The organism is Kribbella sp. NPDC054772, assembly GCF_053611945.1.
Genome location: NZ_JBSHBJ010000005.1, coordinates 225,822 through 241,588 on the forward strand (window position 1 = coordinate 225,822; position 15,767 = coordinate 241,588).

At 68.5% G+C, this 15,767-nt stretch carries 19 protein-coding genes; 7 read left to right on the top strand and 12 right to left on the bottom strand.

The window, feature by feature from the left end:
* Nucleotides 1-153 precede the first annotated feature (153 nt).
* Nucleotides 154-954 carry a DUF6528 family protein gene (locus ACWGID_RS11450; protein WP_452196335.1) on the top strand — a complete coding sequence of 267 codons (801 nt, stop codon included), beginning with the start codon at nt 154-156 and terminating at the stop codon, nt 952-954.
* Here ACWGID_RS11450 and ACWGID_RS11455 read toward each other — a convergent pair.
* Nucleotides 945-3,074, bottom strand: coding sequence for an MMPL family transporter (locus ACWGID_RS11455; RefSeq protein WP_452196336.1), 2,130 nt, complete (start codon nt 3,072-3,074; stop codon nt 945-947). The two genes, ACWGID_RS11450 and ACWGID_RS11455, sit on opposite strands and share 10 nt — an antisense overlap.
* Nucleotides 3,075-3,147: 73 nt before the next feature.
* Between ACWGID_RS11455 and ACWGID_RS11460 the strand changes: the two genes are divergently transcribed.
* Nucleotides 3,148-3,474, top strand: coding sequence for a PadR family transcriptional regulator (locus tag ACWGID_RS11460; protein ID WP_452196337.1), 327 nt, complete (start codon nt 3,148-3,150; stop codon nt 3,472-3,474).
* On the opposite strand, the gene ACWGID_RS11465 is transcribed toward ACWGID_RS11460, so the two are convergent.
* The 4 genes from ACWGID_RS11465 to ACWGID_RS11480 all read right to left on the bottom strand — a co-directional run bounded on the left by ACWGID_RS11465 (nt 3,454) and on the right by ACWGID_RS11480 (nt 5,461).
* On the bottom strand, nt 3,454-4,107 hold the full coding sequence (locus ACWGID_RS11465; protein ID WP_452196338.1) for a permease prefix domain 1-containing protein: 654 nt from the start codon (nt 4,105-4,107) through the stop codon (nt 3,454-3,456). The genes ACWGID_RS11460 and ACWGID_RS11465 overlap by 21 nt on opposite strands.
* A 29-nt stretch (nt 4,108-4,136) precedes the next feature.
* Nucleotides 4,137-4,529: a DUF2784 domain-containing protein gene (locus tag ACWGID_RS11470; protein ID WP_452196339.1), complete on the bottom strand. Its 393-nt coding sequence runs from the start codon at nt 4,527-4,529 to the stop codon at nt 4,137-4,139.
* A gap of 4 nt (nt 4,530-4,533) precedes the next feature.
* Nucleotides 4,534-5,187, bottom strand: coding sequence for a GNAT family N-acetyltransferase (locus ACWGID_RS11475; RefSeq protein WP_452196340.1), 654 nt, complete (start codon nt 5,185-5,187; stop codon nt 4,534-4,536).
* Nucleotides 5,188-5,260: 73 nt separating this feature from the next.
* Nucleotides 5,261-5,461 carry a hypothetical protein gene (locus tag ACWGID_RS11480; protein WP_452196341.1) on the bottom strand — a complete coding sequence of 67 codons (201 nt, stop codon included), beginning with the start codon at nt 5,459-5,461 and terminating at the stop codon, nt 5,261-5,263.
* A gap of 197 nt (nt 5,462-5,658) precedes the next feature.
* Here ACWGID_RS11480 and ACWGID_RS11485 point away from each other — a divergent pair, with 197 nt between their 5' ends.
* The 5 genes from ACWGID_RS11485 (at nt 5,659) to ACWGID_RS11505 (ending at nt 9,954) form a co-directional block, all read left to right on the top strand.
* Nucleotides 5,659-6,969, top strand: a complete 1,311-nt coding sequence (locus ACWGID_RS11485) for an aminotransferase-like domain-containing protein (RefSeq protein WP_452196342.1) — start codon at nt 5,659-5,661, stop codon at nt 6,967-6,969.
* A 133-nt stretch (nt 6,970-7,102) separates the two neighbouring features.
* Nucleotides 7,103-8,050, top strand: coding sequence for a D-alanine--D-alanine ligase family protein (locus ACWGID_RS11490; RefSeq protein ID WP_452196343.1), 948 nt, complete (start codon nt 7,103-7,105; stop codon nt 8,048-8,050).
* Nucleotides 8,051-8,058: 8 nt separating this feature from the next.
* Entirely contained in the window at nt 8,059-8,895 is an 837-nt protein-coding gene (locus ACWGID_RS11495) for an SURF1 family protein (RefSeq protein WP_452196344.1), read from the top strand.
* A complete protein-coding gene (locus ACWGID_RS11500; protein WP_452196345.1) occupies nt 8,892-9,245 on the top strand; it encodes a DUF3817 domain-containing protein in 354 nt (117 codons plus the stop codon). The genes ACWGID_RS11495 and ACWGID_RS11500 overlap by 4 nt, the downstream gene beginning before the upstream one ends.
* 145 nt (nt 9,246-9,390) lie before the next feature.
* A complete protein-coding gene (locus ACWGID_RS11505; RefSeq protein ID WP_452196346.1) occupies nt 9,391-9,954 on the top strand; it encodes a hypothetical protein in 564 nt (187 codons plus the stop codon).
* Nucleotides 9,955-9,987: 33 nt separating this feature from the next.
* On the opposite strand, the gene ACWGID_RS11510 is transcribed toward ACWGID_RS11505, so the two are convergent.
* From ACWGID_RS11510 to rnpA, 7 genes are all read right to left on the bottom strand, one after another.
* The gene (locus tag ACWGID_RS11510) at nt 9,988-10,965 is read right to left on the bottom strand and encodes a ParB/RepB/Spo0J family partition protein (RefSeq protein WP_452196347.1); all 978 of its coding nucleotides are present in this window, start codon (nt 10,963-10,965) and stop codon (nt 9,988-9,990) included.
* Between the two features lie 130 nt (nt 10,966-11,095).
* Nucleotides 11,096-12,031: an AAA family ATPase gene (locus ACWGID_RS11515; protein WP_452196348.1), complete on the bottom strand. Its 936-nt coding sequence runs from the start codon at nt 12,029-12,031 to the stop codon at nt 11,096-11,098.
* Between the two features lie 521 nt (nt 12,032-12,552).
* Complete coding sequence (gene rsmG, locus ACWGID_RS11520) at nt 12,553-13,227, bottom strand: 16S rRNA (guanine(527)-N(7))-methyltransferase RsmG (RefSeq protein ID WP_452196349.1); 675 nt, start codon at nt 13,225-13,227, stop codon at nt 12,553-12,555.
* A 10-nt stretch (nt 13,228-13,237) separates the two neighbouring features.
* Nucleotides 13,238-13,762, bottom strand: a complete 525-nt coding sequence (locus tag ACWGID_RS11525) for a Jag family protein (RefSeq protein ID WP_452196350.1) — start codon at nt 13,760-13,762, stop codon at nt 13,238-13,240.
* Nucleotides 13,763-13,871: 109 nt separating this feature from the next.
* Nucleotides 13,872-15,098 carry a membrane protein insertase YidC gene (yidC, locus tag ACWGID_RS11530; RefSeq protein ID WP_452196351.1) on the bottom strand — a complete coding sequence of 409 codons (1,227 nt, stop codon included), beginning with the start codon at nt 15,096-15,098 and terminating at the stop codon, nt 13,872-13,874.
* Complete coding sequence (gene yidD / locus ACWGID_RS11535) at nt 15,099-15,413, bottom strand: membrane protein insertion efficiency factor YidD (RefSeq protein ID WP_452196352.1); 315 nt, start codon at nt 15,411-15,413, stop codon at nt 15,099-15,101.
* On the bottom strand, nt 15,410-15,760 hold the full coding sequence (gene rnpA, locus ACWGID_RS11540) for a ribonuclease P protein component (protein WP_452196353.1): 351 nt from the start codon (nt 15,758-15,760) through the stop codon (nt 15,410-15,412). Before rnpA ends, yidD begins: the two co-directional genes overlap by 4 nt.
* Nucleotides 15,761-15,767: the final 7 nt, after the last annotated feature.

The following is a 15,767-nucleotide window of genomic DNA, read 5'->3' on the forward strand; positions in this document are numbered from 1 at the left end:
CACAGGGGGGGGGGGGCTTTGCGGGGGGGTCTCTGGTGTGTCGGGTGTTGGCCTGTCCACCACCCCCCGCCCCGGGGGGCGCCCCCCCCCCCCGCTCGGCTGGTCGCCATCACCGACCAGGACTACGACAATCCGTCGGCGGCCCGGATCCGGTTGCTCGATCCGGCGGTCGCCAACTGGAACACCGCGGCCGCCCAGAAGTGGACCTGGTCCCCCACCAGCAGCAACGGCTTCTCCGGGCTGACGAGCGCCTGGGGATTGCCGTCGGATGTGAAGCTGCGGATGAAGGGCGGCGCGTACGTCGCTCTGGTGACGGACTCCCGTGGTCTCGCCGGGTTGATCAGCTATCCGGCCGGGAAGCGGCTGTGGGCCACCAACGTTGGCTCGGCCAACAACCCGCACAGCATCGAGCTGCTCCCCGACGGCAACTTGGCTGTTGCCGCGAGCAACGGTGGGTTCGTCCGGATCTACACCGCGTCGCAGCGCACGGCGTCGTACGTCGACTATCCGCTGCCCGATGCGCACGGAGTCCAGTGGGACCCGGCGCGACAACTGCTGTGGGTCCTCGGCGGCACAAAGCTCGCCGGCCTGAAGATCAGCGGTACGCCGGCCAAGCCCGTGATCACCGAAGGACCTGTCGTCACGCTGCCCACCGGCGGCGGCCACGACCTGACCCCGGTGCTCGAGAACCACGACCTGCTGTGGGTCTCGACCGGCTCGAAGGTCTACCAGGTCAGCAAGTCCGCCGCCGCGGTCGTCGCGACATTCGACCAGCCCGGCATCAAGAGCATCAACAGCATGCCGAACGCGCAGCAGGTCCGGACCAGCCCGAAGGCGGGCTGCCGGACCAGCTGGTGCACCGACACGGTCAACTTCGCCGTACCGGCGGCGACACGGACCTTGACCGGATCGGAGATCTACAAGGCCCGCGTCTGGAGTTCGCGCTACGAGTGATCCTCGAGCTTGATCTTCGGAAGCACGCGGTCGAGTCCGCGCGGTAGCCACCACGCTCGCTCACCGAGCACCCGCAGTACCGCTGGGACGATGACGCAGCGGATCAGCAGAGCGTCCAGGAGCACGGCGGTCGCGAGACCGAGACCGAATTGCTTGAGCATCCGGTCCGGGCTCAACAGGAACGCGCCGAACACCACGATCATGATCGCGGCCGCCGCGGTGATCACGCTGCCCGTGGTCGCGAGCCCTTCCCGCACAGCGGCCCGGGCGTCCCCGGTACGCCGCCACTCCTCGTGGATCCGCGCCACCAGGAACACCTCGTAGTCCATCGACAACCCGAACACGATCGCGAAGATCATCACCGGCACGAACGCCTCGATCGGTCCCGCCTGCGCACCGAACCAGCCCTGCTGAAACACCAGCGTGATCACCCCGAGCGAGGCGCCGATGCTCAGCAGATTGAGGAGGGCGGCCTTCACCGGGATCAGCACCGACCGGAACACCGCCATCAGCAGCAACGCCGATAGCCCGACGACCACCAGTACGAAGATCGGCAGCCGCTTGCTCACCGCCGCCGCGAAGTCGTCGGCCGCGGCGGTCGATCCACCGACCAGGTACGTCGCCTTGGTCTGCGACTCCAGCCTCGGCAGAGTGTCGTCCCGCAACCGCTGCACCAGATCGCTCGTCGCCGCGTCCTGCGGTGCCGACTTCGGGAACGCGAGCACCGTGGCGACCTTGCCGTCCGGAGTGATCTGTGGCGGCGTCACCGCGGCGATCCCCGGATCCGCGGCCAACGTCTGCCCCAACAACTGGGCCGCCGTCTGCCCGCCCTCGGTCACCACCACCAGCGGACCGTTGAACCCGGGCCCGAAACCGTCGGCCAACAGGTCGTAAGCCTTCCGGCTGGTCTTCGCGGGATCGTCCGTCCCGGCGTCCGCGAACCCGAGCCGCATCCCGAACGCCGGCAACGACAACGCCACCAACGCGAGAACCCCGAGCACCAAGGGGATCCACGGCGCGCGCTGCACCGCACTCGCGAGCTTCCGCCACCCGTCCCCCGGCGTACGGCGTTGTTTCGCGGCATGCTTGCGGACACTCCGCTCGATCCGCTTGCCGAACAGCGTGAGCAGCGCCGGCAACAGCGTCACCGCGGCGAGCATCGTCATCAGCACGGTCAAGGTGACGCCGAGTGCGACGCCTTGCAGGGAGCCGAGTCCCAACGCCAGCAGGCCCAGCAACGCGATCACGACAGTGCATCCAGCGAACATCACCGAGCGGCCCGCGGTGTCCAGGGCGACGACCTTCGCGTCCGCCTCGCCCTTCAGCAACTCGTGCCGGTAGCGCGAGAAGATCAGCAGCGCATAGTCGATGCCGACGCCGAGCCCGACGAGCAGCATCACTGGCGTCGTGTACTCCGGCACCGTGAACAGATGCGACGCGAGCATCAGCAATCCGACCGTACTGCCGACCGCGAACACCGCCGTCAGCAGCGGAAGTGTTGCTGCGAGCAACGATCCGAAGAGGAACACCAGGATCACCAGCGCGGCGAGGAGTCCGACACCTTCGGAAGCACCACCCGAACTCTCCGCGGCGTTCCGCGCCAGATCCCCACCGACCTCGACCTGCACTCCCGGCCGGCCGAAGTCCTGTGCGCGATGGATGATCGTCCGCACATCGTCGACCGGCATGTCGGCGACCGCGACATCCAGGCTCACCGTCGCGTACGCCGTACGTCGATCTGTCGACATAGCGCCAGGGGAACTGAACGGATCGCTCACCGACGCGACGTGCGGAAGGCCGCGGACGACCGCGAGCATCGACGTCACCCGGGACTTCTCCGCCGCGAGCCCGCCGTCGGCCCGGACGACGATCTGCACCGAGGCTGTGTCGCCCTTCGGTTGGTGCGCCTGGAAGAGATCGGCCACCCGCTGGGAGTCGGTACCCGGCAGCGAGTTGTCGTTCTTGTAGCTCGCACCCGCCACCGTCGCCGCGGCGGTGACGGCGGCGAGCACCAGCACCCAGAGCAGCAGCGCCAAGCCGGCGCGCCGCATGGCCCACCCGGACACCCGGTGCAGCAGGCCGGGCGGCGTCGACCGTCGGATCGGAGTGTCCACTGTCATGACGAGTCCTCTATAAGTAGATCAGCTACATGTTGCCTCTCGACATTAACACCCATATGAGTAGACTGTCTACATGAAGGCAGACGCGCTGCGAGGACACCTCGACCCGATGATCCTGGCGGTCGTCGAGCGCGAGCCGCTGCACGGCTACGCGATCATGGAGGCGCTGCTGGAGCGCAGCGGCGGCGAGCTCGACCTGCCGACCGGCACGCTCTACCCCGCGCTCCGGCGACTCGAGCGGGCCGGCTACCTGGCCAGCGAGTGGAGCACGGTGGCCGGCCGGAAGCGCCGGACCTACCAGCTCACCAGCTCGGGCACGAAGATGCTGGTCGCGGGCAAGCAGGACTGGCTGACGTTCCGGGCCGTGGTCGAAGGAGTGCTACGCCCGGGACAGGCGTAGGCAGCGCTCGGCCTGGATGCTGACCAGGACCAACGGCAGGACCACGAAGGTCCCGACCACGCCGAAGGCGGGGATGCCCGGCGTGTGCGAACTGGTGGCCGCCATCAACACACCGATCGCGGCGATCAACCCCGACCCGACCAGCGCGAAGAGTGCCGTGACCCGGCTCAGATGCTCGCGGACCACGGGATAGCGAACCCCGATCCCGGTGCCGAGAACCGCGAGTACGGCGCCGGCGATCGCGAACGTGCCGATCGCGCGAACCACGGTCTGCAGTACGTCGTTCAAAGCGCTCGCCTGCTCGGGCTCCTGCGTCCAGATCCACGCCCCGCCCTGCCAGACGATCGGCTGGATCAGCAACGCGAGCAACAGCATCATCGCCGTACGACGGCTTTGGCTGATCGCGAGTTCGGACCGGTACCCGGGCACGACGTCGCCCAGCTCCCCGAAATCCGCGACCGCTTCCCGCTCCGCGTCGTACCGCTGGAGGCCGTCGGACTCGAAGGCCTCGGTCGCGTCGGTCAGGTGGTCGCGTGCCTCGGCCAGCAGGTCCGCCTTGCGGCGCCGCGGCCCACTGAGCTGCTTGCTCAGCGCAGCCAGGTAGTCGTCGACCGGCGTACTGGGACTGGACACCCCTCCAGTATGGGGAGGACGCGCGGCCGTCACGTCCGGGGTCCCACTGACTCACCCCTGACCTTGGCCTTGCGCCGATGCCGCAGCACGAAGAACCCGGCGTACGAGATCAGCACCAGCGTGAAACCGACCACTTCCACGATCGGTGTCGTGCCTTCGGGCCAGAGGCGGCCCTCGAGGTAGTGGTGGATGTACCCGGACGAGTAGACACTCTCGCCCCCGAGCCGGCGGAAGTACTTCTCGGACGTGGTGACGGGGCAGTCGAAGCCGATCACCACGATTGCCAGGTTCCACACCACGATGGGCAGTTGTGCCCAGATCAGCCGCGGCCAGCGCCAGGCGAGGAAGCCGCCGATCAGGAAGAACAGCAGCAGTGCTGCGTGCACGACCGCAATGACATCGGCCAGCACACGCCAGATCACGGGACTACTCCGGTCCTGACCTGAGGGCGTCGCGGACCGTCGCCGGGGCCGGCGGCGAGTGCTCCGGTCGGATCGCGCCCATCAGCCGCTCGACGGCCGCCTCCATCTCGCTGCGCCAGGTGATCGTGGAACGCAGGTCGAGCCGGAGCCGCGGGTTCCGCGGGTGATCGCGGACGACCCCGAAGCCGACGGCCTGGAGGAAGTCGGTCGGCCAGACACAGCCCGGGCCGTCCCACCGCGAGTCCCCGAAGGCCTCGACGGCGCGGAAGCCACGCTTCATGACGTCCTTCGCGACCGCCTGGACGAGGATCTTGCCCAGCCCGAGCCCGAGGTACCGCGGCTGGATCCGGCCGGTCGCCAGCACCACCGCGTCCGGGCTCACCGGCGCGGTCGGGAACGCCTGGATCCGCGGCAGGTACGTCGCGGGCGCGTACACGGCGTACCCGGCGGGGCCGTCGTCGACGTACAGCACGACGCCCGCGGGACCCCAGTCGAGCAGCACCTGGGAGAGCCAGGCCTCCTTCTCCAGGCCGTTGTCGCCGTTCCGGTTCGCCTGGCGGGCGGCCACCGGATCGAGCTCCCAGAACACACAGTCACGGCAGGGCGCCGGCAACTCGTCCAGGTTGTCGAGTGTCAGCGGTTCCAGCCGTCGGGCCATCAGCGCGTCCGATCAGCGCTGCCGGACCGCGGAGGGCTTGTTAGCTTCGTCACGGTGCGTGTCGACCTGGCGATCATCGCGCGGCGGGCTCGGCCGCCGGTTCGGGGACGCGGGACGGGGTCCGCGCGTCCGGAGTGCGGGTCGCCCGCGGGGCGACGTACCGCTGTTCCACCTGGACGGAGGACTGCGTGCGGAACAGTTCCGCGGCGAATCCGGCCAGCACACCCAGCAACAGTCCACCGAGCGTCCAGCCGGCGGTCTTGCCCACGCTCATCCGAATCCTGCCTTCCGGTTCCACCCTGCGGGCCGCACCCTCCCGGCCGGCTGCTGTCTCAACAGCCAGATTCCGGCATGGTCGAACCTGCCCCTATAAGGCATGGTAGTGAGAGGTCGCGCCGATCCCCAGCCCCGACCGGGGGTCTGCGACGTAACCTGGTGACTTCCCCCTCGATCACCGTTGGAGTGGCCCTCGTGAGTGCTGACGTGCCCGATGTCCGGCAGACCCGTCTCGACAACTACGTCGAGGCGTACGCAGCCCGGACCAAGGGCATGACCGCATCGGAGATCCGCGCCCTGTTCTCGGTCGCCAGCCGGCCCGAAGTGGTCTCACTGGCCGGCGGGATGCCGAACATCGGCGGCCTGCCGCTCGACGTGGTCGGCGGCGCGGTCCGCGACCTGGTGGTCGAGAACGGCGCCACCGCGATGCAGTACGGCTCCGGCCAGGGTGACCCCACGCTGCGCGACCAGATCTGCGACATCATGCGGCTCGAAGGCATCGAGGCGCACCCGGACGACGTCGTGGTGACGGTCGGCAGCCAGCAGGCCGTCGACCTGGTCACCCGGGTGTTCTGCGACCCGGGCGACGTGGTGATCTGCGAGGCCCCGTCGTACGTCGGTGCGCTCGGGGTCTTCCGTGCTTACCAGTGCGAGGTCGTGCACGTCGCGATGGACGACGACGGCGTGGTCCCGGAGGCGCTGGAGCAGGCGATCGCGTCGGTGCGGGCCGCCGGCAAGCGGATCAAGTTCTTCTACACGATTCCGAACTTCCACAACCCGGCCGGTGTCTCGCTGTCCGACGAGCGGCGCCGGCGGGTGCTGGAGATCTGTCAGCGCGCCGAGCTGCTGATCCTGGAGGACAACCCGTACGGGTTGCTCGGGTTCGACGGTGAGCCGCAGCGGGCGTTGCGGGCGGACGACCGCGAAGGCGTGATCTACCTCGGCTCGTTCTCCAAGACGTTCGCCCCGGGGTTTCGCGTCGGCTGGGCGGTCGCGCCGCACGCCGTACGCGAGAAGCTCGTGCTGGCGCAGGAGTCCGCGACGCTGTGCCCACCCGTGTTCAGTCAGCTGGCGATCTCGTCGTACCTGAAGAGGCATGACTGGATGGGGCAGGTGAAGCAGTTCCGGGAGATGTACCGCGAGCGCCGGGACGCGATGCTCGCGGCGCTCACCGAAAAGATGCCGGCGGCAACGACCTGGACACGGCCGCGCGGTGGCTTCTACGTCTGGCTGACGTTGCCGGAAGGCCTCGACGCGAAGGCGATGCTCCCCCGAGCCGTCACCGCGCGGGTCGCGTACGTGCCCGGTACGGCGTTCTTCGCCGACGGTTTCGGCTCGCAGTGCATGCGGCTGTCGTACTGTCATCCGACGCCGGAACGGATCACCGAAGGCGTCGGCAGGCTGGCCGCGGTGATCCACGAGGAGCTCGAGCTCCGCGAGACGTTCGGCCCGCTGCCACCCGGCGCAGGCCGTGAGTACGACGCTCCCGGGCCGGAGCTCAGTTAGACCAACAGCGCAAAGGTTGCGCAATGGATCTGCGGGCGGCCGTGGGTCCCTGACACGCTAGCGGTACCGTTCCAGTGGGCCTCGGGACCGGCGACCGTGCCGGAGTCGCCCACGAGTGATCGGGATATTTGTGATGAGTGATCTGGGTCGAGTGCTGGTACTGGCCGGTGGACTGTCGCACGAGCGCGACGTCTCGCTGCGGTCCGGCCGGCGGGTGGCGGACGCCCTGCGCAGTGTCGGCGTAGAGGTCGAGCAGCGGGATGTCGATGCCTCCCTGGTCGATCGGCTGCGCAACGATCCGCCGGACGCGGTCTTCCCCGTGCTGCACGGCGTCACGGGTGAGGACGGCGCACTCCGCCAGGTCCTCGACCTGTACGGCGTTCCGTACGTCGGCGCCGACGCGGCGGCCTGCCGCACGGCCTTCGACAAGCCGGTCGCGGCGACCGTCGTCGGCGCTGCGGGGCTGCGCACGCCCGAGTCCGTCGTGCTCGGACACGACACGTTCCGCGAACTGGGCGCCGCGTCGCTGATGGAGGCAGTGATCAAGCAGATCGGTCTGCCGCTGGTCGTGAAGCCCGCTCGCGGTGGTTCGGCACTCGGCGCGTCGATCGTGCGGACGGCCGAAGAGCTCCCGTCCGCGATGGTGAACTGCTACGCGTACGGGCCGGTGGCGTTGATCGAGCAGTACATCGACGGCACCGAGGTGGCCGTCACGGTGGTCGACACCGGTGACGGACCGCGGGCGTTGCCGGCGGTCGAGATCCGCCCGGATTCGGGGTTCTACGACTACGAGGCGCGGTACACGGCGGGTGCGACCCAGTTCGTCGTACCTGCTCGGCTGGAGCCTGAGGTGGCCGGTGCGTGCGCTGCTGCCGCCGTCCAGGCGCACCAGGCGCTGGGCCTGCGTGACCTCTCCCGGTCGGACCTGGTCGTGGACGCGGCCGGTGTGCCGTGGTTCCTCGAGGTGAACGTGGCGCCGGGGATGACGGAGACGTCGTTGGTCCCGCTCGCGGCCGAGGCCGCCGGGATCGAGCTCGGTGTGCTCTGCCGCGATCTGCTCGCCACTGCTGCAGCCCGCTGAAGGTTGTGATGGCGGAGCAACCACTGTGGCGGACCGTGGCGACGCCGCGGTGGTTGGGTCTGTTGCTGCTGGCACTGGTGCTCGCCGGTGTGATGTCGGTGATGGGCGTGTGGCAGTTGGGCGTCTATCAGTCCAAGACCGACGCCGCGACCGCCAAGCGCGCTGAGGCGGCTCCGGTCGCACTGCAGTCGTTGTTCTCCATCGACGAAGGCCTGCCGGCGAAGGCTGTCGGCCGCCGGGTGACCATCGACGGGACCTGGGGTCCGGCGGCTGACCAGGTACTCATCGCGGACCGCTCGCAGAACGGGCGGAACGGGTTCTGGGTGGTTTCGCCGCTGAAGGTCTCCGGCGACGGAGCGGTGATGGTGGTCCGCGGCTGGGTTGCGACGGTGTCCGATCCGGCCGCGAAGGCGCCGTCGGGTCCTGCGCGACTGACCGGGTCCGTGGTGGCGTCCGAGGCCGAGGACTCGTCGGGCGACGCGGCCAAGGGTCGGGTGCTGTCGTCGCTGCGGATCCCGACGATCGTGCACCTGGTGAACTACCGGGTGTACGACGCGTTCGTCGTACAGACCGCGGTGGACTCCGGCGTCGTACCGTCGCCTGCGCCGCAAGCCGTCGTACCGCCTCCGCCGCCGACGGACCATGCCGGGTTGCGGAACATCGCCTACGCGTTCCAGTGGTGGATCTTCGCGGCGTTCACGCTGTGGATGTGGGTGCGGATGGTGCTGGACGCACACCGGTCCCCCGACGAGGACGATCCGGACGGTGAGGACCCCGCGGCGGATGGCCCTGCGGGCGACCAGGCCGGGGCGGCTGTGGAGTCAAGCGGTACCGTTTCAGCGTGACTTCTCCTGCCGATCCCGCCACCTCCGCCGGCTCCCAGCCGCTGACCCCGGCCGTCCGCGGCGCACTGATGCGCTACCGCGTGATCGCCTACGTGGTCGGTGTGATGCTGCTGCTCCTGGTCTTCGTCGCGATGCCGCTCAAGTACTTCGCAGACAGCCAAGGCGCGATGGACGTGATCGGACCGGCGCACGGGTTCCTGTACATGGTCTACCTGCTCGCCACCGTCGACCTGTTCCGCCGGGTGCGCTGGTCGTTCCCGCGCCTGGTGCTGATGGCGCTGGCCGGCACGATCCCGTTCCTGTCGTTCTACGCCGAGCGGAAGACCTCGCACGAGCTCCTCGGTCACTGAACCAGCAATGTTTCATGTGAAACATTGCCCCTGAGTCTTCAAGTGTCTTTGTCGACAAATCGCCCTACCGATCTCTCGCCAAGGCACGACCCGTCAGGTCCCTAGGATTCCTCTGTCAGCGGCATCCTCAGCGGGAAGAGACACAGTGACGGACTTCGACGAACGGCTCGTGCTCAGGGAGAGCTTCACGTCGGACGACATGGACTTCGTCTCCATGCAGCGCGGCTGGGTGCTGCGCCAGGCCCGGATGCCGGAGGCCGGCGCCTTCGTCGACGTCTGGGTCACGCTGGACGGCCGCGCCGAGATCCACCTCGTCGACGACGAGCCGATCGGCGTCCGGTACGTGACCGTCCGCGGGCCTGGCAGCAGCGAGGTCAGCGACCAGGTTCGCAGCGACTGCGCTCTCTGGACGACCACCGAAGCTCTCCAGGCGCTCACCGCTGCGTCCGACTCCCCCGGCACCATCACCGCGGGGTACGTCGCCGCGCTCTCAGCGACGCCTGACGAAGCGGATGCGGTCGCACAGGCGCTGCTTCCACTGGCCGAGCACCCCGACCCGGCCGTACGTCGCGCCTTCGTCGTCGCAGCCGCGTACTTCTCGCACCCCACGCTCGTGGAACGCATCAGCCGACTCGCGTCCAGCGAGTCGGCTGATCAGGTGCGTACCGACGCCCAGCTCGTACTCGAGGGCCTCGCCCAGGAGCAGTAGCGCGCTCGAAGGCCTCGTTCTGGAGCAGTAGCGTCAGTCGTTGTTCATCTTGTTCGGGTCCATCAGGGTGACGATCCGCTCGAGGTCGTCCAGTGATGCGAACTCGACGGTGATCTTGCCCTTGGTCTTGCCGAGGTCGACCTTGACGCGCGTCTCGAACCGGTCCGAGAGACGATCGGCCAGGTCGACGAGCCGCGGCGCGACCGGCTTGTTCCGCCGGCGCGGTGCCGGGGTGTCGTCACCGTTCATGTCGCCGAGGGCAACGATCTCTTCGACCGTCCGCACCGAGAGGCCCTCCGCCACGATCCGCTGCGCGAGTCGCTCGATGGCGTCACCACTCGGAAGCCCCAGCAGCGCGCGAGCGTGCCCGGCCGACAGCACACCGGCCGCGACCCGCCGCTGCACGGACGCCGGCAGCTTCAGCAGCCGCAGCGTGTTGGAGATCTGCGGACGCGACCGCCCGATGCGCGTCGCGAGGACTTCCTGGGTGCACCCGAAGTCGTCCAGCATCTGCTGGTACGCCGCGGCTTCTTCCAGCGGGTTCAGCTGACTCCGGTGCAGGTTCTCCAGGAGCGCGTCCCGCAGCATCGCGTCGTCCTGCGTGTCCCGAACGATCGCCGGAATCGTCGTCAGGCCCGCCGCCTGCGTCGCCCGCCAGCGGCGCTCACCCATCACCAGCTCGTACTTGTCGTCCTCGAGCCGCCGGACGACGATCGGCTGCAGCAGCCCGATCTCCTTGACCGAGTGGACGAGCTCCTCCATCGCCTCCTCGTCGAAGACGCTGCGCGGCTGCTTCGCGTTCGGGGAGATCTTCTCGACCTCGATCTCCGCGAACGACGCGCCCGGAACCGCGGCCAGCTCCGTCGACGCCGGCGCCCCCTGCGGCTCCGGCGCAGGAGCGGCCGGCGGCGCGCCCGGGATCGAGCTCGACTTGCTGCCGAGCGTCGTGGTGCCGGGTGCCGGCGAGCTGGGGATCAGCGCGCCAAGTCCGCGTCCGAGTCGGGTGTTCATCGCGCTCCCTCGAAGTCGACATCCTGCTGAGCTACTGCTGACCTACCACATCGCCGTCCGGACGCCGTCGCGCTGCGACCGGCCCCCGTGTCCCGTTTCACGTGAAACGGTGCCACACCGCGCTGCGTGTTCAGGCGTTGTTCCGCATCGCGATCTCGCGGGACGCCTCGAGGTACGAGAGCGCACCGGCCGACGCCGGATCGTACGCGAGCACGGTCTGCCCGTGGCTCGGCGCCTCCGAGATCCGCACCGAGCGCGGGACCGCGGTCCGCAGTACGGCGTCCTTGAAGTGGCCCCGCACCTCGGCCGCGACCTCGCCGGCCAGCTTGGTGCGGGCGTCGTACATGGTCAGCAGGATGGTCGACACGTCGAGACCGGGGTTCAGGTGCGACTTCACCATGTCGATGTGCCGCAGCAGCTGCGACAGGCCCTCGAGCGCGTAGTACTCGCTCTGGATGGGGACCAGCACCTCGCGCGCGGCGGTCAGGGCGTTCACTGTCAGCAGGCCGAGGGACGGCGGGCAGTCGATGAAGACGTAGTCGTACTTCTCCCCCGCGGTCTCGGTCTCGGCCAGGTAGGCCTCGAGCACACTCTTCAGCCGGCTCTCCCGAGCCACCAGGCTGACGAGCTCGATCTCCGCGCCGGCCAGGTCGATGGTCGCCGGGATCACCTGGATGCCGGGGTGCTCGGCACACGGCTGGATCAGCTTGCTGAGCGGCTCGCCCTCGATGATCGCCTCGTAGACGCCCGGCGTACCTTCGGCATGATCGATGCCGAGCGCCGTCGACGCGTTGCCCTGCGGGTCGAGGTCGATGACGAGAATCTTCGCGCCGTAGAGCGCGAGGCCGGCGGCGACGTTCACCGTCGTGGTGGTCTTGCCGACGCCACCCTTCTGGTTGGCGACGACGAACACTCGGGTCTGGGCGGGCAGCGGGAACTCGCGGCCCATCGTGCGTCCTTCATTCACCAGCAAGGTCCGTTCGGTCGCGGCGGCGATCGGAGTCTCGAGAAGTCGTCGCTGAAGCTCGTCCGACGTGGCCCGCGCGGCGATCTGTGCGGCAGTCATAGCGCCCATTCCAATAGGTGCGGGACTTGGCCCGAAGAGGATGTCTGTAGGGGTCGGGGCGGGTCTACCCCCAGCTCCATCCACAGGCTTCTGTGGACGAATTCCCGTGTGCAGGGGCAGTTTCATGCGGTGGTCATCCACAGGCGGTGGAGACTCCGAAAGGTCCGGCTCGACGTCCACCAGTGACGCCGAATCGGGCCCGGAACCATCATCCCGCATGTCCGCCGTTTCACGTGAAACGGCGGACGGGTCGGTCGCGGTTGGTCCGTCGAGACCGGCCGCTGCGGCCGCTCGGAGCCCCGAGGTGTCGATCGGCGGAGTGATCACGACCGGCTTCGAGGGCTGGACAGGAGAAGAAGTCTGGACCGGGGGCGCCGGCGCGGGGGCGGTGTTGGGAGCCGGTTCCTGGGTGACCACGCGAACAGCGGAGTCCGATTCGGTCGGCCAGCCGATGCCCTGCGACGGCCTCGGCTCTCCACTGCTCTTCTCGGGCCATCCGAGGGCACGACTCACCAACCCGCTCACCTCCCGTGTCTTCCGTGCCGGGATCCCCCTGCAGCACGTCCGGCAACAATACTCACCACCGTCGTCGGATGAGCCAGTTCATCGCCGCCGAGTTGGTGAATATGACAAAGCTCTGCGCCGAGCTTCGCCAGTGCGCGTTCTGACGAGTCCAGTTCCTCCTCCGCGGAGGACCCCTTCATCGCCAGCATCAGTCCGCCTTCGACACACAACGGCAGACACCAACGCGCCAGCTTCTCCAAGGGAGCGACGGCCCGAGAGGTCACCACGTCGTACGACGCCGGCGGGAGATCCTCGGCCCGGGCACGGACCACGGTCGCGTTGTCGAGCTCGAGGGACGCGACCGCTTCTTCGAGGAAGGTGGTGCGTCGCAGCAACGGCTCGACCAGCGCCACGTCGAGGTCGGGACGAACGATAGCGAGCACGATCCCCGGCAGGCCGGCGCCGGTGCCGACATCGGCGACCGTTGCCTCCTCGGGAATCAGTCGCTCGACCACAGCACAGTTCAGCAGGTGCCGATCCCACAACCGCGGTACCTCGCGCGGCCCGATCAGTCCCCGGAGCGTGCCCTCGGTCGCGAGCAGATCGGCGTACGCCGAAAGCCGGACCGCCGCCCGTGGAAACAACTTCTCCACGAGCGGCGGCGGCGTTTCACGTGAAACCTTGTCGGTCACGGGCGGACGATCATGGCTGCACCACCACGCCGCGGCGGGGCTCCTCGCCCTCGGACTCGGACGTCAGGCCGGCGGCAGCGACGACATCGTGCACGACCTTCCGCTCGAACGGCGTCATCGGGTCCAGCCGCACCGGCGTACCGGTGGCCTTCGCCTCCTCAACCGCCTTGCGACCGACCTCTTCGAGCTCGGCCTTCCGGTTGGCCCGGTAGTTCGACACGTCCAGCATCAGCCGCGACCGCTCACCGGTCTCCCGATAGACCGCCAGCCGGGTCAACTCCTGGAGCGCCTCCAGGACCTTGCCGTTCTCACCGACCAGGTTGTTCAGCTCGGCGCCCACGATCGAGACCGCGGCCCGGTCGCCGTCCACGTCCATATCGATGTCGCCGTCGAGATCGGCGATGTCCAGCAACTCCTCGAGGTAGTCGGCCGCGATGTCGCTCTCGGCCTCGAGCGCCTTCAGCCGGTCCGCAGCGGAGTTCTTCGGACCGGCAGACTCCTCCGCCGCCTCGGTGTTCTGCATGCCGTCGGTCACGGCGACTCCTTCACACTGTCCTTCGCGATGTCGAGATCCGCCCCACGGGGACCTCGTAGTTCAAAATCAGGTTCCTGCACAAGCACGAGCCGAACCGGTGCGCGCTGCGTCAGCGCGAACCACCGGAACGCTTCTGCGCCGCCTTCTTCTGCGCGGCCGACTTCGCCGCGGGCTGGCGCTTCGTTCCCGAGCCCTTCTTGCCGGCCGGCTGCTTCTTGGCAGCGCCGGCCTGAGTCTTCTTGGGTGCGTCCTGCTTCTGCGGAGCGTCCTGCACGGAGTCGGAGTCGGAGTCGGACGACGTCTGCCCGTTGCTCGTCGCGGTGGAGCCGCTCGTCGCGGGGCCGGTCTTCCGGTCGCTCCGGGACTGCCGCTTCGGCTGCTGGCGCTGGGCCGGCCGGCGGTCGGTGGTCTCGGTGTCCGTCGCGGCACCCGCCGTGCCCGGAACGTTCTCGTCGGCCGGACGGCCGTGGCGCAGGTTGTGCTCCCGCTTGCGGGCCTGCATCGAGTCGTACGCCGGCGTACCCGGAGCCGGGTTGCGGCGGATCACGTAGAACTGCTGGCCCATCGTCCACAGGTTCGAGACGAACCAGTAGATCAGTACACCGATCGGGAAGTTGAAGCCACCGATGAGGAAGAAGATCGGGAAGACGTACAGCATGATCTTCTGCATCTGCGCGGCCTGGCCGGTGAGGGCCTCCTTCGGCATGTTCTTCCGCATCAGCTGCAGCTGCGTGGTGAACATCGTCGCCGTCATCAGGATGATCAGGACGATCGCGACGACCTTGACGTTCGCCGCGCCCGGGCCGCTGGCCTTCAGGAAGGTCTGCGAGATCTCCGCGCCGAAGATCTTCGCGTGCTGCAGCGAGGAGACGTACGGCTGCATGATCGGGCTGTGTGCCTGGCCCTTGGCCGCGTAGTCGAGCACCCGGAACAGCGCCAGGAAGATCGGCGACTGCAGCAGCAGCGGCAGGCACGAGGAGAACGGGTTGGTCCCGGTCTCCTTGTACAGCTTCATCATTTCCTGACCGAGCTTCTCCCGGTCATGGCCGTACTTCTTCTGCAGCTCCTTCATCTTCGGCTGCAGCAACTGCATGTTCCGGCTGGAGCGGATCTGCCGGACGAACAGCGGGATCAGGATGGTCCGGATGACGATGGTCAGACCGGCGATCGACAGCGCCCAGACCCAACCGCCGTTCGGATCCAGCACGTGGCTGAGCAGCCAGTGCCACCCGACCAGCAATGCCGAAACGGCCCAGTACAGCGGCGTCATGACAGTGTTGAACAGGTCTACGATCCCGTCCCACACCGCGAGCCCGGGGATGGCCAGAAGAGTCACTCACACACCTCGCTGCACAGGCCCGGCGTCGGCCGACGATCCGGGCTGGTTGGCGGAGATCGAATCTCCGCGCTGGTCGACATCTCTGGGTGGAACGGGGTCGTAGCCGCCGGGGTTCCACGGGTGGCAGCGGAGGAGTCGCCTCACCGCCAGCCAGCTACCGCGCACCGCACCGTGGCGTTCGACCGCTTCCAAGGCATACGCCGAACAACTCGGGTAGAACCTGCAGACCTGCCCGTACAGCGGGCTGATCAGCAGGCGGTACAGCTTCAGAAAACCGATGATCCCGCTCCGCACGGGATTGAACCGCATCATGACTTCAGCAACCGGCGCAGCGCACCGTCGACGTCCGCGACCAACTCGTCGTACGACGCCGCGGCGGACGACGGGAGAGCTCGGACGACCGTCAGGCTGCCGGCCGGCAGATCGGGGAGCCGCGTGGCCAGGACAGCACGCAGACGGCGGTGGACCCGGTTCCGCAGAACCGCGTTGCCCACCGCCTTGTTCACAACGAATCCGACCCGAGGCGGGTCGACGTGGTCGACCTGGTCGCCCTGCGCCAGCACATGCAGGACCACCGCGCGCCGCGCTGCGCGCCGCCCGGACCGGACGGCGCGACGAAAGTCATCGGACCGGCGCAGCCGGTTCGATGCAGGCAACACGAGGTGG

Excerpts from the sequence above, each read along its gene's own strand:
- ACWGID_RS11495 (WP_452196344.1), top strand. The coding sequence starts at position 8,059 with ATGGCGGAGCAACCACTGTGGCGGACCGTGGCGACGCCGCGGTGGTTG.
- ACWGID_RS11480 (WP_452196341.1), bottom strand. The coding sequence starts at position 5,461 with ATGAGCGTGGGCAAGACCGCCGGCTGGACGCTCGGTGGACTGTTGCTG.
- ACWGID_RS11455 (WP_452196336.1), bottom strand. The coding sequence starts at position 3,074 with ATGACAGTGGACACTCCGATCCGACGGTCGACGCCGCCCGGCCTGCTG.
- ACWGID_RS11510 (WP_452196347.1), bottom strand. The coding sequence starts at position 10,965 with ATGAACACCCGACTCGGACGCGGACTTGGCGCGCTGATCCCCAGCTCG.
- ACWGID_RS11475 (WP_452196340.1), bottom strand. The coding sequence starts at position 5,187 with ATGGCCCGACGGCTGGAACCGCTGACACTCGACAACCTGGACGAGTTG.
- yidD (WP_452196352.1), bottom strand. The coding sequence starts at position 15,413 with ATGATGCGGTTCAATCCCGTGCGGAGCGGGATCATCGGTTTTCTGAAG.
- ACWGID_RS11460 (WP_452196337.1), top strand. The coding sequence starts at position 3,148 with ATGAAGGCAGACGCGCTGCGAGGACACCTCGACCCGATGATCCTGGCG.
- ACWGID_RS11490 (WP_452196343.1), top strand. The coding sequence starts at position 7,103 with ATGAGTGATCTGGGTCGAGTGCTGGTACTGGCCGGTGGACTGTCGCAC.
- ACWGID_RS11515 (WP_452196348.1), bottom strand. The coding sequence starts at position 12,031 with ATGACTGCCGCACAGATCGCCGCGCGGGCCACGTCGGACGAGCTTCAG.